Origin of the sequence: Bacillus cereus group sp. BfR-BA-01453 (genome assembly GCF_022662915.1) — a bacterium.
Lineage (GTDB): Bacteria > Bacillota > Bacilli > Bacillales > Bacillaceae_G > Bacillus_A > Bacillus_A paranthracis.
In genome coordinates, this window is record NZ_JAKUEN010000020.1 from 42358 (window position 1) to 56416 (window position 14059).

Consider the following 14059-nt stretch of genomic DNA (forward strand, 5'->3'; position numbering starts at 1 on the left):
ACCTTCGCGGGGGAGGTTATTTTTTTGGAAGGGAGGAAAAAGAGATGAAGATGACAAGTAAAAAGATGAAAGACGAGTTAATGAAGAGATTATCTCGCCCGGAATGGGACTTTCAGTATGATAGTGAGAAAGAAGTTCTACGTATAGAACAGAAAGACTCAAAAAAAGGTATTAACGTATCGCTTCCAGGAGTTGTAGCAAAATGGGAAGTGAATAAAGAAAAGGCGATTGAAGAGGTTGCCTACTACGTACAAGAAGCGTTAATTGCGATGCATAAGGAAGAAAATAGCGCGGCGAAAATTTTACCTGTTATTCGCTCTACTTCTTTCCCGAAACAAGCAGAAGAAGGAAATCCGTTTATTATGACGGATCATACGGCGGAAACACGTATTTACTATGCGCTAGATTCGAATAAAACATATCGTCTCATTGACGAGCGTTTATTACAAAAATTAGGGCTTACAGAGCAACAAGTACGTGAAATGGCATTATTCAACGCTCGCTCATTAGGTTATGAATTTAAACAAGACACAGTAGCAGGTAATACATTCTACTTTTTAAACACAAATGATGGGTATGATGCCACTCGTATTTTAAACGAATCGTTACTACAATCGATGCGTGAAAAGATTTCTGGTGACATGGTTGTTGCTGTTCCTCACCAAGATGTATTAATTATTGCTGATATCGTCAACGAAATCGGTTATGATATTATTGCACAAATGACAATGAAATTTTTTGCCGAAGGGCATGTTCCGATTACATCACTTTCATTCGTATATGAAGATGGGGACTTTGAACCAATCTTTATTTTAGCGAAGAATCGGAAGAAGACAGATGGAAAAGAGAAAGGATGAACGAAGTGAACGTTTTTTACAACCTTGAAGGAATTGGTGACACTTTAATTGTTGCCTTACAAGATATTACTTTAGAGAACCGTACTTTTGATCGCAAAGGAGATGTTGCACGCGTATACGATCGTGAAAGCAACGAAACAGCAGGATTCAACATCTTTAATGCATCTTCTTACTTAGAAGTAAAAGAAACAGGTAACCTTACGTTAACGAAAGAACTTGTAGAAAAAATCAACGAAATTTTAGCGAAGAACGGCTTTGAAGAAACAGTAGAAGCAGATCTTTCTCCGAAATTTGTTGTAGGCTATGTAGCTGAAAAAGAGAAACATCCAAATGCCGATAAGCTAAACATCTGTAAAGTAGAAATCGGTACAGAAACATTACAAATTGTATGTGGCGCACCAAACGTTGATGCAGGACAAAAAGTTGTCGTTGCAAAAATCGGCGCTGTAATGCCAAGCGGTATGTTAATCAAGCCAGCTGAGCTTCGCGGAGTTCCTTCTGCTGGAATGATTTGTTCAGCACGTGAATTAGAGCTTCCAGATGCTCCACAAGAAAAAGGTATTCTTGTATTAGAAGATAGCTTTGAAGTTGGACAAGAGTTTAAATTTTAATTGATATAAGAAAAGAGAGGTTGTCCTTTTGGATAACCTCTCTTTTCTATTGAATCGTTGATATATTGTGAGTTGTAATAGATATATGTAGAAAATCGTTCATATTCATAAGGATGTCACCTTTTTTCTTAAAATCTATATTGTGTTTTATAAACAAAATAGTTAAAATTTAGAAAAATAGAAGGGGATAGACTTATGAAACAACAACCAAAAATCGCAGAACTTCTGAAACGAATTGAAACTTCAAAACAGCAAGATATCGAGTTAGGTACTTATGAGATATATTTGTTTAGTGAAAATGAATTAGAAAAAGGACAAATTGGTTATCGATATGATAAACATCAAAATTCATTAATAAGTGAAGAACACGGAAAATGGAAAGATGAATGGATTGTTATTGGGTATGAAACAGATATGGGAGACCCAGTTTTCGTGAATATCGATGATGATGCGTATCCAGTGTATACGGCAGAGCGTGGTACAGAATTGTGGCAACCCGTTCATATTGGAAATATAGATGAGATTATAAAACAATTATAAAAAACTTTGAGACCGGTGCAAAGTGTAACGGATAGTGTAGATGAATATCGGAAGAGTAAAGCTTAAACGCAGTCTTACATGTAAGGCTGCGTTTTTCTATATGAAAACACTCGTAAATTAGAATATTATGGATAAATATGACATGCTTAATTTTACCTGCACTTTTTGCCGAATGCTGATACAATAAAGGATGTTACTATTTAGTAGAAAGAGTGGTAAGCATGTTAGATTGGATGAAAAAGCTGTTTAACAAAGAGGAAGAACAAACAGCGATGAATAAAGAAGTACCAAAGCAAGTTGAAAGTCAGCCGAAAATTCCTCGTGTAAACCACTACACCGAAGCAAGAGAAGCACAAATGGCAAGTAGGAATGCAGGTAAATGCCGTTTTCCATTAGTACCGGATAATGGGTTCGATGAAGAGGATGTTATAGAAACAGGGCGTTTTGAAGAACAACCTGTTCAAGCTGTAACATATAAAGAGTCGCCTATTCAAAGAGGAATTAAAGTGGAAAGAAGCAGACGACAGTATGTGGAGAAGGTAGTTTCTACATATGAAGAGCCGGAAATGCAATATGAACCGGAGCGAGAACCTGTCGTAAAGAAAGCATCTACACCAGCGCAAGAAAGTAACCGTAGACCATTTCGTCCAACAGAAATGATTTCGCCAATTTACGGATATAATCGTCCTTCAGTAGAGAAAAAGGAAGAAAAGCAGGAGGAAGTAAAGGAAAGAGAAGACCTTGAAATATCTGTAGAGGGCAAATCAGTCGTTGATGCATGGTTAGAGAAAAAAGGATATACATTATCTGATTTCTCAGAAGGACAAGCACCGACTTCTTCTAGTCATAGAGCTGCTAACGAGCAAGGAGAGCAACAATATGAAGAGAGTAAAAAGGAAGAAAAGTCAGTTGTTGATCAATGGCTAGAGAAAAACGGTTATGAAATCGAACGCCAAGAGCCTATAGTGGAAGAAAAAGAAGTGGTTCAAGAAATGAGTGCACCGCAGGAAGTTCCAGCGGCTGAATTACTTCATGAAACAATTGCTGAGCGCATGGAAGGTACGAAGCAAGAAAGTGATGTAGTGGACAAAAACATTCTACAAGAGGAATTAGTAGATTCTAAAGTAGAGCACGAGGATACAATATTATCAGAAGAAATTAAACGTAGTACAGAAATAGAACAACCTACTATTGAAGTAGAAAAACAAGCACCAGAAGAATCAGTGATTGTCAAAGCAGAAGAAAAACTTGAAGAAACAATTGTTGTAGAAATACCAGAAGAAGTGGAAGTAATTGCAGAAGCAGAAGAGTCAGAAGAAGTGGAAGTAATTGCAGAAGCAGAAGTAATTGCGGAAGCAGAAGAGTTAGAAGAAGTAGAAGTAATTGCAGAAGCAGAAGAGTCAGAAGAAGTGGAAGTAATTGCGGAAACAAAAGCACCAGAAGAAGCTGAGCCTGTAGCACTTGAGGAAATGCAACAAGAAATGGTGTTAAATAAAGCAATTGAACAAAAGAATGAATTCATACATGTTGCTGAGGCTGATGAACAAACGAAAAAAGATGTTCAAAGCTTTGCGGATGTTTTAATTGCAGAAGAACAACGAGTTGTAGAGGAAGCACCGGTCGTAGAAGAACAATCAGTTGTAGAAGAAGCACCGATTGCAGAAGAACAACCAGTTGCAGAAGAACAACGAGTTGCAGAGGAAACATCGATCGTAGAAGAACAACGAGTTGCAGAGGAAGCACCGATTGCAGAAGAACAGCCAGCTGTAGAAGAAACACCGATTATAGAAGAACAACCTGCTGCAGAAGAAGCACCGGTCGTAGAAGAACAACCAGTTGCAGAAGAAACATCGGTCGTAGAAGAACAACCAGCTGCAGAAGAAACACCGATTGTAGAAGAACAACTAGCTGCAGAAGAAGCACCGATTGCAGAAGAACAACCAGCTGCAGAAGAAGCACCGGTCGTAGAAGAACAGCCAGTTGCAGAAGAAGCACCAGTCGTAGAAGAACAAACAGTTGTACAAAAAGAAGAACCAAAACGTGAGAAAAAGCGTCACGTACCATTTAATGTTGTTATGTTGAAACAAGACAGAACGCGATTAATGGAAAGACATGCGGCTAGAACAAATGCAATGCAACCTTCTATGAGTGAACGAGTAGAGAATAAGTCTGTACATCAAGTAGAAGAAAAACCACAAGTGGAAGAAAAACAAATGCAACAAGTAGTAGTGAAACCACAAGTGGAAGAGAAACAAATGCAGCAAGTAGTGGAACCACAAGTGGAAGAAAAGTCAATGCAGCAAGTAGTGGTAGAACCGCAAGTGGAAGAAAAACCAGTGCAGCAAGTAGTAGAGCCACAAGTGGAAGAAGTGCAGCCAGTACAACAAGTAGTGGCAGAGCAAGTACAAAAGCCAATTTCAAGTACGGAAGTAGAAGAGAAAGCATATGTTGTAAATCAAAGAGAGAATGATGTGCGAAATGTATTGCAAACGCCACCGACGTATACGATTCCATCATTAACATTACTATCGATTCCGCAGCAAGCAGCGTTAGATAATACGGAATGGTTGGAAGAACAGAAAGAATTATTAGATACAACGTTTAATAATTTCCACGTTGGCGCACATGTTATTAATGTATCGCAAGGTCCAGCAGTAACTCGTTTTGAAGTACAGCCAGATCCAGGTGTAAAAGTAAATAAAATTACAAACTTAAGTGATGATATTAAGCTAAGTTTAGCGGCGAAAGATATTCGTATTGAAGCGCCGATTCCAGGGAAGAGTGCGATTGGAATCGAAGTTCCCAATAAAGAAAGTAAGCCAGTATTTCTTCGTGAAATTTTAAGAAGTCCTGTGTTTACAAAGAGTGAATCACCGCTTACGGTTGCGCTTGGACTTGATATTTCAGGTGATCCAATTGTAACGGATATTCGAAAAATGCCACACGGACTTATTGCGGGTGCAACAGGTTCAGGTAAAAGTGTGTGTATTAACGCCATTTTAACAAGTATTTTATATAAAGCGAAACCACATGAAGTGAAGTTAATGTTAATCGATCCGAAGATGGTTGAGCTTGCACCATACAATTCTGTTCCACATCTTGTAGCACCTGTTATTACGGATGTAAAAGCAGCGACAGCTGCATTAAAATGGGCAGTTGAAGAAATGGAGCGCCGTTATGAATTATTTGCGCACGCAGGAGCTCGTGATTTAACTCGTTACAATACGATTGTAAGTGAGCGAGAAATTCCGGGAGAGACATTACCTTATATCGTTATTGTCATTGACGAGCTAGCCGATTTAATGATGGTAGCACCTGGTGATGTTGAGGAAGCGATTTGTCGTATTGCGCAAAAAGCACGTGCTTGTGGTATTCATTTATTAGTAGCGACGCAGCGTCCATCTGTAGATGTTATTACAGGTTTAATTAAGTCAAACATTCCAACGCGTATTGCGTTTACTGTATCATCTCAAGTTGATTCGCGTACGATTATTGATATTGGGGGCGCGGAGAAATTACTTGGCCGTGGTGATATGTTATTCTTAGGGAACGGTACGTCTAAGCCAGTTCGTGTACAAGGTGTATATGTATCGGATGATGAGATTGAAAAGACAGTTGATCATGTGAAAAAGCAAATGAAGCCGAATTACTTATTTAAGCAAGAGGATTTATTAGCGAAAACAGAACAGGCTGAGTCGGAAGATGAATTGTTCTTTGAAGCATGTCAATTTGTTGTAGAACAAGGGGGAGCGTCCACATCTTCTGTACAGCGAAAATTCCGCATCGGTTATAATCGCGCGGCACGTCTCATTGAAGAGATGGAATCGCAAGGGATTATTTCTGAAGCAAGAGGAACGAAGCCAAGAGATGTCCTTATTTCTGAGGATGAATTTGCTGCTATGCAGGAAACAAATGTATAGTAAACGGTTTTGCTGTATACTAAGAGAAAATGTTGGATAGTAAAGTAGGGAGTAAAGCGACATGAAAGAAATTGAATTAAAATTAAAAGGTGAAATAAGTAGACTAACAAATAAAACATTTAAATTTGACGAACGTGTTGGAGAAGGTTGGTTCTCTGCCGTTTACTTTTTAAAGACTAGAGAAATCATTCAAGAATTTCGCCCGAAAAGTGTTGTAACGATGCAATTTTTCCAAAAAGAAAATGCAGTTCTTTGCGGAACAGATGAAGTCATTGCATTGCTACAAACATTCGCTAAAAATCCTGAGGAACTTGAGATTAACTCTTTAAAAGATGGCGATAAAATTAGTCCATTTGAAACAGTGTTAACAATTCATGGTCCTTATGAAAATTTCGGATTTTTAGAAGGTGTTATTGATGGGATTTTAGCTCGTCGTACATCGGTTGCGACAAACGTATATAACGTTGTCCAAGCTGCACGTAGCGTAGATAAAGAAAAACCAGTTATTTTCATGGGAGACCGTGATGATCATTATACACAACAAGCTGGTGACGGTTATGCAGCATACATCGGTGGTATGAGCGCACAAGCGACGCATGCGATGAATGAATGGTGGGGCAAAAGTGGTATGGGGACGATGCCTCACGCATTAATTCAAATGTTTAATGGTGATGTTGTGGAAGCGGCAAAAGCATATCATAAGAAATTCCCAGAAGATGAATTAGTTGTATTAATTGATTACAACAATGATGTCATTACAGATGCACTTCGCGTAGCACGTGAATTTGGATCAACATTAAAAGGTGTACGTGTAGATACGTCTCGCACGATGATTGATCAATACTTCATTCGCCACCCAGAAGTACTTGGAACATTTGATCCACGTGGTGTAAACCCATCGCTTGTATTCGCACTTCGTAAAGCACTTGATGAAGAAGGATTCCAGCATGTAGACATCGTTGTAACTGGTGGATTTGATGAGAAACGTATTCGTGAATTTGAAGCTCAAAACGTACCTGTTGATATATACGGAGTAGGAAGTAGCTTATTAAAAATGAATATTGGCTTTACTGGTGATAACGTAGAATTAAATGGAAAACCGGAAGCGAAAGCTGGTCGTAAATATCGTCCAAACCCACGTCTAGAACGTGTTCAATTAGAAAAAAGAGAAGATATGTAAGAGAGAGAAAAACTGATAGGTGATTGACCCTATCAGTTTTTCTGTTATCATAGTATAGCGGCTTCTTTTTTGCTATAATGGATTTGTTATGGACATAAAAAAGAAGTACGTACGAGTTTATCCTGATAAGTGAAGGGAAGAATAACTTCACTACATCAAAAATGTATGATGATTACCAAAATAAGAAAAGATTCATATACTGTCTTATAGATAGGCCGTTGTATTAGTTCGAAATGTTGGAGGTTCTTTAAGATGACAGTTTACCATTTTGTAGGAATTAAAGGAACAGGAATGAGTTCATTAGCGCAAATTCTTCATGACATGAAGCATACTGTTCAAGGGTCTGATTATGAAAAGCGTTTCTTTACACAAACAGCGTTGGAAAAGCGTAGTATCTCGATTCTTCCTTTTGATAAAAGTAATGTAAAAGAAGGACAAGTGATTATTGCAGGAAATGCATTTCCTGATACGCATGAAGAAATCGTAGCAGCAAAAGAATTAAACATCCCAGTACATCGTTACCATCACTTCTTAGGTGACCTTATGAACCAATACACAAGTGTTGCTGTAACTGGTGCACATGGAAAAACATCAACAACTGGTTTGTTAGCCCATGTAATGCAAGGTGCACACCCTACATCTTACCTTATTGGAGATGGAACAGGGCATGGGGTAGAAAATAGTAAGTATTTTGTATTTGAAGCTTGTGAGTATCGTCGTCATTTCTTGTCTTACAATCCAGACTATGCGATTATGACAAACATTGATTTTGACCATCCAGATTATTTCACAGATATCAATGATGTATTCAGTGCATTCCAAGAGATGGCATTGCAAGTGAAAAAAGGCATTATTGCATGTGGAGATGATGAAGAACTTCAAAAAATTCAAGCGAAAGTACCTGTTATTTTCTATGGATTTGGAGAAGATAATGATTTCCAAGCACGTAACATTCAAAAGAGAACAGATGGTACTATTTTCGATGTATTCGTTCGTAATACGTACTATGACACGTTCAAAATTACAGGATACGGCAATCACAGCGTATTAAATGCATTAGCAGTAATCGCGCTTTGCCATTATGAAAACGTTGATGTAGAAGCAGTTAAGCATCAGTTAACAACTTTTGAAGGCGTAAAACGTCGCTTTAATGAGAAGCCGATGGGAGAGCAAGTTATTATTGATGACTATGCACACCATCCGACAGAAATTAATGCAACGATTGAAGCAGCTCGTCAAAAACATCCAGAGCGTGAAATTGTCGCTGTATTCCAGCCGCACACATTCTCACGCACAGAAAAGTTCTTAGATGAGTTCGCAGAAAGCCTAAGCAAAGCTGACCAAGTATACTTATGTGATATTTTCGGATCAGCGCGCGAAAACAAAGGTGAATTAACAATCGAAGATCTGCAAAAGCGTATTGACGGTGCAGAATTAATTACAGATACAACAACGGATGTATTAAAGAAACATAAAAACGGCGTTCTCATTTTCATGGGCGCAGGAGACATTCAAAAATTCGAAGCAGCTTACGTAAAAGAAGTTCAAGTTGCAGAGAAGTAATAGAAAAGACGCATAGCTGTGGCTGTGCGTCTTTTTGTTGTGTTGTAGGGTGTAAGTAATGTTGTCGAATTTAGTCGGTAAGTTGATATCCCTTGTCGAATCGTCGATATATTTTAAAAATCGTTGATATGTTAGAAGGGTATTTTCTATTTATAAGTGTTAGAATAATAAGAAAACTAAAAAGGAGCTAAAAACCATGTTCACACTTCGAGTAGACGATGAAATCGAATTACAGTTATTAGAAAAGCATCATAAAGAGGAACTATATCAATTAATAAATCAAAACCGTAACCATTTAAGAAGATGGCTTCCTTGGGTAGATGGGACGAAATCTGCTGATGCTTATAATGAGATTTGTCCGATGTGGTTAAAGAAGTTTGCAGAGGGAGACGGTTTTGAAAGTGGTATACGTTATAAAGGAAAGCTCGTTGGTATGGTAGGTATTCATCCAGTGAGCTGGGGAAAGAAAGCAGCTAGTCTCGGATATTATCTTGCAGAAGATGCTGGCGGGAAAGGTATTATGACGCGTAGCGTAAAGGCTGTACTTCACTATGCATTTGAGAATTTAAAATTAAATAAAATGGAAATTAGATGCGGTGTTGAAAATGTGAAAAGCCGCGCGATCCCAGAGCGTTTAGGATTTAAGTTAGATGGTATTTTAAGAGATGAAGAATGGCTATACGATCACTTCCACGATATCGCTGTATATAGTTTATTAGCTTCAGAGTGGAAGGAGATTCGATGAACGAGAAGATTCATATTGTTCCGTATGAAAGTACATTTCAAGAGGAAGTAGTAAATCTTATCGTTCATATTCAGCAGAAAGAGTACAATGTCCCCATTACGAAAGAAGAGCAGCCAGACCTGCTTGAAATAGAAACATTTTATCAAAGGAATCATGGCAACTTTTGGGTAGCAACTTATGATGGTAAAGTAGTTGGAACAGTAGCTTTATTAGATATTGGGAATCATCAAGTAGCGTTAAGAAAAATGTTCGTAAAAAAAGAATTTCGCGGAAAAGAGTGGGGTGCATCACATAAGTTGCTCCAAACAGCAATTTCGTGGGCTAAGAATAAAAAGCTGAAAGATATTTACTTAGGAACGACAGTGAAATTTTTAGCAGCACATCGCTTTTATGAAAAGAATGGTTTTCAAAGTGTGGATATAGAAGATTTGCCAAAAAGTTTTCCAGTGTTACAGGTGGATAAGAAATTCTATAGATATATCGTTTAAGAAGGTCATGTAGAAATGGCCTTTTTTTTATGAACTAAAATGGAAAAAGTGGTATAATTTAGGTTAGGGGTGCGTGTATGAACTTTCCGATTCAAAGAAGTAAATCGGTAGTAATTTTCGTTTGTCTCACGTTAGCTTTTATGTTTGTGTATCCGCTTGTCATGATTATCGCTAATAAAGAGCAGTGGATGACAGCGTTAATTGGGATGGGTTTATGCTTCCTTGTTAATGTACCACTCGTTTGGGAAGTGTTTATTAAAAAGCATAAAGTAGAAAATGGTGTATTAAAGTACGGTGTTTTAAATGACGATATCGTATTGAAAGAGATAAGAATCATTCGTCAAGTTGGGAAATCTCTTGAAATTACGACGAATGCATATAAAGTACATATGATTGCGATGCCGCAACATATGACTGAATTCTTGGCGCTTATCGAGAAAGAGAATCCAAATGTGAAAATAGAAATGGTAGGGAAGAAATAAAAAACGCTCGGCGAAAATTCCGAGCGTTTTTTATTATTTTAAGTTCTCTGGGTTTAAAGCTTCTAATTCAGGTACAACGAAGCGTCCGTCTTTACGGATTAGTACGTCGTCGAAGTAAATTTCGCCGCCGCCGTATTCAGGGCGTTGGATGCATACTAAATCCCAGTGAATGTTCGAGTTGTTACCGTTCCATGCATCGTCGTAAGCTTGTCCAGGAGTGAAGTGGAAGCTGCCATCGATTTTTTCATCGAATAGGATGTCTCCCATTGGATGTAAGATGTATGGGTTTACGCCGATTGCGAACTCACCAACGTAGCGTGCGCCTTCGTCTGTATCGAAGATTTTGTTAATGCGCTCTGTATCGTTTGCAGTTGCTTCAACGATTTGGCCGTTCTCGAACTTAAGTTGTACATTTTCAAATGTATAACCGTTGTAAGGAGATGGCGTGTTGTAAGAAACTGTACCGTTAACAGAATCACGAACTGGTGCAGAGTATACTTCACCGTCTGGAATGTTTAAATGACCTGAGCATTTAATTGCTGGAATGTCTTTAATAGAGAATGTTAAGTCAGTCCCAGGTCCAGTTAGGCGCACTTTATCTGTTTTATTCATTAATGTAACAAGGCTATCCATCGCCTTATCCATTTTACCGTAGTCTAAGTTACATACTTCGAAGTAGAAGTCTTCGAAAGCTTCTGTGCTCATTTTCGCAAGCTGTGCCATAGAAGCATTTGGGTAGCGAAGAACAACCCAGCGTGTTTTTGGAACGCGGATGTCTCTATGAACTTTCTTACCAACTGTTTGACCGTGAATTTGCATTCTTTCACTTGGCACGTCAGCTTGTTCGTTAATGTTATCGCCAGAGCGAAGACCGATATAAGCGTCCATATCTTTCATTACGCTTGCTTCATACGCTGCGATTTGTTCAAAATGTTCTTCAGTAGCACCCATTAATAAAGAGCGATCTACTTGATGATCTTTTAAAGAAACGAATGGGAAACCACCAGCTGCATATGCTTCTTTAACAAGTGCAGTTACAAGTTCTTTTTGTAAGCCAAAGTTTTCAATTAATACTTTTTCGCCTTTTTGTAAGCGAATAGAGTAGTTAATTAAATTGTATGCTAACTTTTCAATGCGTGGATCTTTCATATGTAAAGCCTCCCTACTAATTATGTATCCTCTCCTATTGTAACCTACTTAGTGGAATTTGTTGAATCATTTATGTTAAAGTTAACGAATAAGTATGAAAATTCTAATGGGAAGATAGGGATTAGAACGAAACGGAAAATGATTGTATAATAGGGGAAAGTATGAAAAAGATAAAGGAAGTGATGAAATGCAAGTTCTTTTATATGTAAGTGCAGCTATTATCGCGGTTGCTTTCGCTGTATTAGTAGTGTATGTATGCAGAACGTTGTTATCGGTTCAGAAGACGTTAGAAAACGTTGCAAGCACGTTAGAAGGTTTAGAAAAGCAAATGCAAGGGATTAGCGTAGAGACGGAGCAATTATTACATAAAACAAATGCGTTAGCTGATGACATTCAACAGAAGTCACAATCATTAAATAAAGTAGTATCGGGTGTAGATGGAATTGGAACGACAATCCACTCCTTAAATACGAAACTTCGTAATGTATCAGAGTCTGTTACGGATGAAATTGAAAATAATGCAGATAAAGTAGCGCAAGTTGTACAGTGGAGTAGCGCAGCAATTGAAGTATACAATCATTATCGTGCGACAAGACAAGAGAAAAAGGTTGAAAAAGAAGAGCGTAAATTAGAAAGACTTGAGAAAAAAGCTGAAAAGAAAGAGAAGCGCTCTAGACTTCGTATGAGAGGTGAATCGTAATGAATATGACAAAACTTGAAACAATTGAAGAGTTTGAAGTACTAGTAGAAAAAAACGAGCCTTATGTTCTTTTTAAACATAGTACGACATGTCCTATTAGTCATGGTGCTTATACAGAATTTCAAGCTTATTGTAGTGAAGAAAGAGCGGTACCAGCGTACTACTTATACGTACAAGATGCAAGAGATGTTTCGAATCGTGTTGCAGAACAGTACAGCATGAAACATGAATCTCCGCAAGTGTTATACATAAAAGATGGGATGGTAGTATGGAATACGTCTCATTGGAACATTAAAAAAGATGTTTTAGAAGAGAATATTAAGTAAAAAGAAGCAAGCGAAAGGTGCTTGCTTCTTTTTTTTGTTTTTGTTGAAATATATTTAATGGTAAACTGTTAATAGTTCAAACTAAATAACTAGATTGTTGAAAGTAGGTTTTAAGTAATGAAGAAAATGGCATTATCCTTCGCAGTCGTAAGTTTATTACTAGGAGCTTGTAGTAATGATACGATTAGTAAGAAGGATGAAGTTATACAGAAAGATACGAAAGAAAAAAGCATGATTCCGAGAACTGCTGTTTCTAAAGATTATTATAGAACTGTAATTCCTTTAAAAGAACAAAAGGTTATCAATACAGCTAATGTAAAAACAAATTCTAAATTAGATTTAGCAGAGTATGAAAATGGTTTAATGAATATTGCAAAAGAGCAATTTGATACAGAAAACCATGTGCTTCAATTAAATCAGTATATTCCTGAGAAGTTAGTTGATGAACTAGTCGCAAAAGTAGAAGCACCTGTTTTGACAAATATTATAGAACAAGACTATTTCGGGAAACAGAATTCAAATGAATTAAGTTTATCTGGCGTTGTAATTGGGTTAGCTATGTCTTCAAGTGTATCCAATGAAGAGGCAATGTCTAAGGGGACTGAAGTTGCTAAGCAACTTATTGAAGCTATTCATAAAAATGACAAGTATAACAAATCTCCAATTACGTTTGCTATCTTTAAGCAAGAAAGTACAAGTTCTTTAAAAAATGGCACATATATTGCTAGTGCTACCGTTCAAAAGAATGATACGAACCTTGGAAATTGGAATGCAATTGAAGAAAAAGCGTATTCATATCCTTCCGATGAATTTACACAAGCACATGGAGAAGATAATGAAAAAATAAATAAATTTGCTGAGGCAATGAAAGGTTTTTCTCCTGGAGACTTTATCCCAGTAAATGCTAAAGTTTCTTATAAGAAAAATCAAATGGATACATTAAATATGGATATTGTTATTAAATATAACGGTAAAACAGAATTAATGGCTCTTACTCAACTCGCCGCTCAAAGTATGTTAGACCAATTACCGAAAGATGCAAAAGTACAATTGCAGATAAAGTCCGAGAATAAAATTGAGGCAATTGTTATAAAAGAGAAAAACAGCGATAAACCGTTTGTTTCCTTCTTATAAAAAAAGACAGTGTTTAAACTGTCTTTTTTTATTGTAAATAAAAGTGTAAGATAGGACAGAGCGCTGCGTAATACGCTCCATATTTCCGCTGCACCTTCCTGCCCTTGCATTGGCGATGTAACGCATTGTGATCTTCGCAAATTGCCGAGTACTTCCAGATCCAGCGCATCAAATGGTGATCATTGTCGTTTGATGTCGGTAAGTCGATATATTTAAAAAATCGCTGATATATTTCGAGTTGTGGTCGATATATTGATGATGTATAAAAGTATGTGTAAACATTTTTAGGCAAAAAATAAGGCAAAGTACCCCCTAGGTTTATCCAGAACCTAAAATGAAAGGAGACTTTGCCTCATGCCTAATA

13 protein-coding genes are annotated in these 14059 nt (G+C 37.4%); 12 read left to right on the forward strand and 1 reads right to left on the reverse strand.

The genetic code is table 11. The features are described 5' to 3' along the window. The first annotated feature begins 44 nt into the window (after positions 1-44). The 9 genes from MR070_RS24470 (at position 45) to MR070_RS24510 (ending at position 10386) form a co-directional block, all read left to right on the forward strand. Positions 45-857, forward strand: coding sequence for a DUF1444 domain-containing protein (locus tag MR070_RS24470; protein ID WP_000784613.1), 813 nt, complete (start codon positions 45-47; stop codon positions 855-857). Next, positions 854-1468 carry a YtpR family tRNA-binding protein gene (gene ytpR / locus MR070_RS24475; protein WP_001006759.1) on the forward strand — a complete coding sequence of 205 codons (615 nt, stop codon included), beginning with the start codon at positions 854-856 and terminating at the stop codon, positions 1466-1468. Before MR070_RS24470 ends, ytpR begins: the two co-directional genes overlap by 4 nt. 195 nt (positions 1469-1663) lie before the next feature. Next, entirely contained in the window at positions 1664-2008 is a 345-nt protein-coding gene (locus tag MR070_RS24480; protein ID WP_242262139.1) for a thiamine transporter, read from the forward strand. Positions 2009-2229: 221 nt separating this feature from the next. Continuing rightward, the gene (locus MR070_RS24485) at positions 2230-5928 is read left to right on the forward strand and encodes a DNA translocase FtsK (RefSeq protein ID WP_242262140.1); all 3699 of its coding nucleotides are present in this window, start codon (positions 2230-2232) and stop codon (positions 5926-5928) included. A 61-nt stretch (positions 5929-5989) separates the two neighbouring features. Next, positions 5990-7108 (forward strand): nicotinate phosphoribosyltransferase, encoded by a 1119-nt coding sequence (locus MR070_RS24490; RefSeq protein ID WP_242262141.1) that lies wholly within the window; start codon positions 5990-5992, stop codon positions 7106-7108. Between the two features lie 252 nt (positions 7109-7360). Then, on the forward strand, positions 7361-8671 hold the full coding sequence (gene murC / locus MR070_RS24495; protein WP_000219470.1) for a UDP-N-acetylmuramate--L-alanine ligase: 1311 nt from the start codon (positions 7361-7363) through the stop codon (positions 8669-8671). A gap of 196 nt (positions 8672-8867) precedes the next feature. Then, positions 8868-9416, forward strand: coding sequence for a GNAT family N-acetyltransferase (locus MR070_RS24500; RefSeq protein WP_000494672.1), 549 nt, complete (start codon positions 8868-8870; stop codon positions 9414-9416). Further along, the gene (locus MR070_RS24505; RefSeq protein WP_001003095.1) at positions 9413-9904 is read left to right on the forward strand and encodes a GNAT family N-acetyltransferase; all 492 of its coding nucleotides are present in this window, start codon (positions 9413-9415) and stop codon (positions 9902-9904) included. Before MR070_RS24500 ends, MR070_RS24505 begins: the two co-directional genes overlap by 4 nt. A 77-nt stretch (positions 9905-9981) precedes the next feature. Next, on the forward strand, positions 9982-10386 hold the full coding sequence (locus MR070_RS24510; protein ID WP_001010631.1) for a PH domain-containing protein: 405 nt from the start codon (positions 9982-9984) through the stop codon (positions 10384-10386). A 33-nt stretch (positions 10387-10419) separates the two neighbouring features. Here the strand turns inward: MR070_RS24510 and MR070_RS24515 are convergent, their stop codons facing one another. Beyond that, the gene (locus MR070_RS24515; RefSeq protein ID WP_000654739.1) at positions 10420-11535 is read right to left on the reverse strand and encodes an aminopeptidase; all 1116 of its coding nucleotides are present in this window, start codon (positions 11533-11535) and stop codon (positions 10420-10422) included. A 187-nt stretch (positions 11536-11722) separates the two neighbouring features. Here MR070_RS24515 and MR070_RS24520 point away from each other — a divergent pair, with 187 nt between their 5' ends. The 3 genes from MR070_RS24520 (at position 11723) to MR070_RS24530 (ending at position 13695) form a co-directional block, all read left to right on the forward strand. Then, positions 11723-12235 (forward strand): DUF948 domain-containing protein, encoded by a 513-nt coding sequence (locus tag MR070_RS24520; RefSeq protein ID WP_001197726.1) that lies wholly within the window; start codon positions 11723-11725, stop codon positions 12233-12235. Beyond that, on the forward strand, positions 12235-12561 hold the full coding sequence (gene ytxJ, locus MR070_RS24525) for a bacillithiol system redox-active protein YtxJ (protein ID WP_044790864.1): 327 nt from the start codon (positions 12235-12237) through the stop codon (positions 12559-12561). Before MR070_RS24520 ends, ytxJ begins: the two co-directional genes overlap by 1 nt. 117 nt (positions 12562-12678) lie before the next feature. Then, complete coding sequence (locus MR070_RS24530; RefSeq protein WP_000738019.1) at positions 12679-13695, forward strand: CamS family sex pheromone protein; 1017 nt, start codon at positions 12679-12681, stop codon at positions 13693-13695. Positions 13696-14059 lie beyond the last annotated feature (364 nt).

What these genes read in the sequence shown, in the direction of transcription:
- MR070_RS24470 (WP_000784613.1), top strand. Translation starts at nt 45, where the DNA reads ATGAAGATGACAAGTAAAAAGATGAAAGACGAGTTAATGAAGAGATTA.
- ytpR (WP_001006759.1), top strand. Translation starts at nt 854, where the DNA reads ATGAACGAAGTGAACGTTTTTTACAACCTTGAAGGAATTGGTGACACT.
- MR070_RS24480 (WP_242262139.1), top strand. Translation starts at nt 1,664, where the DNA reads ATGAAACAACAACCAAAAATCGCAGAACTTCTGAAACGAATTGAAACT.
- MR070_RS24485 (WP_242262140.1), top strand. Translation starts at nt 2,230, where the DNA reads ATGTTAGATTGGATGAAAAAGCTGTTTAACAAAGAGGAAGAACAAACA.
- MR070_RS24490 (WP_242262141.1), top strand. Translation starts at nt 5,990, where the DNA reads ATGAAAGAAATTGAATTAAAATTAAAAGGTGAAATAAGTAGACTAACA.
- murC (WP_000219470.1), top strand. Translation starts at nt 7,361, where the DNA reads ATGACAGTTTACCATTTTGTAGGAATTAAAGGAACAGGAATGAGTTCA.
- MR070_RS24500 (WP_000494672.1), top strand. Translation starts at nt 8,868, where the DNA reads ATGTTCACACTTCGAGTAGACGATGAAATCGAATTACAGTTATTAGAA.
- MR070_RS24505 (WP_001003095.1), top strand. Translation starts at nt 9,413, where the DNA reads ATGAACGAGAAGATTCATATTGTTCCGTATGAAAGTACATTTCAAGAG.
- MR070_RS24510 (WP_001010631.1), top strand. Translation starts at nt 9,982, where the DNA reads ATGAACTTTCCGATTCAAAGAAGTAAATCGGTAGTAATTTTCGTTTGT.
- MR070_RS24515 (WP_000654739.1), bottom strand. Translation starts at nt 11,535, where the DNA reads ATGAAAGATCCACGCATTGAAAAGTTAGCATACAATTTAATTAACTAC.
- MR070_RS24520 (WP_001197726.1), top strand. Translation starts at nt 11,723, where the DNA reads ATGCAAGTTCTTTTATATGTAAGTGCAGCTATTATCGCGGTTGCTTTC.
- ytxJ (WP_044790864.1), top strand. Translation starts at nt 12,235, where the DNA reads ATGAATATGACAAAACTTGAAACAATTGAAGAGTTTGAAGTACTAGTA.
- MR070_RS24530 (WP_000738019.1), top strand. Translation starts at nt 12,679, where the DNA reads ATGAAGAAAATGGCATTATCCTTCGCAGTCGTAAGTTTATTACTAGGA.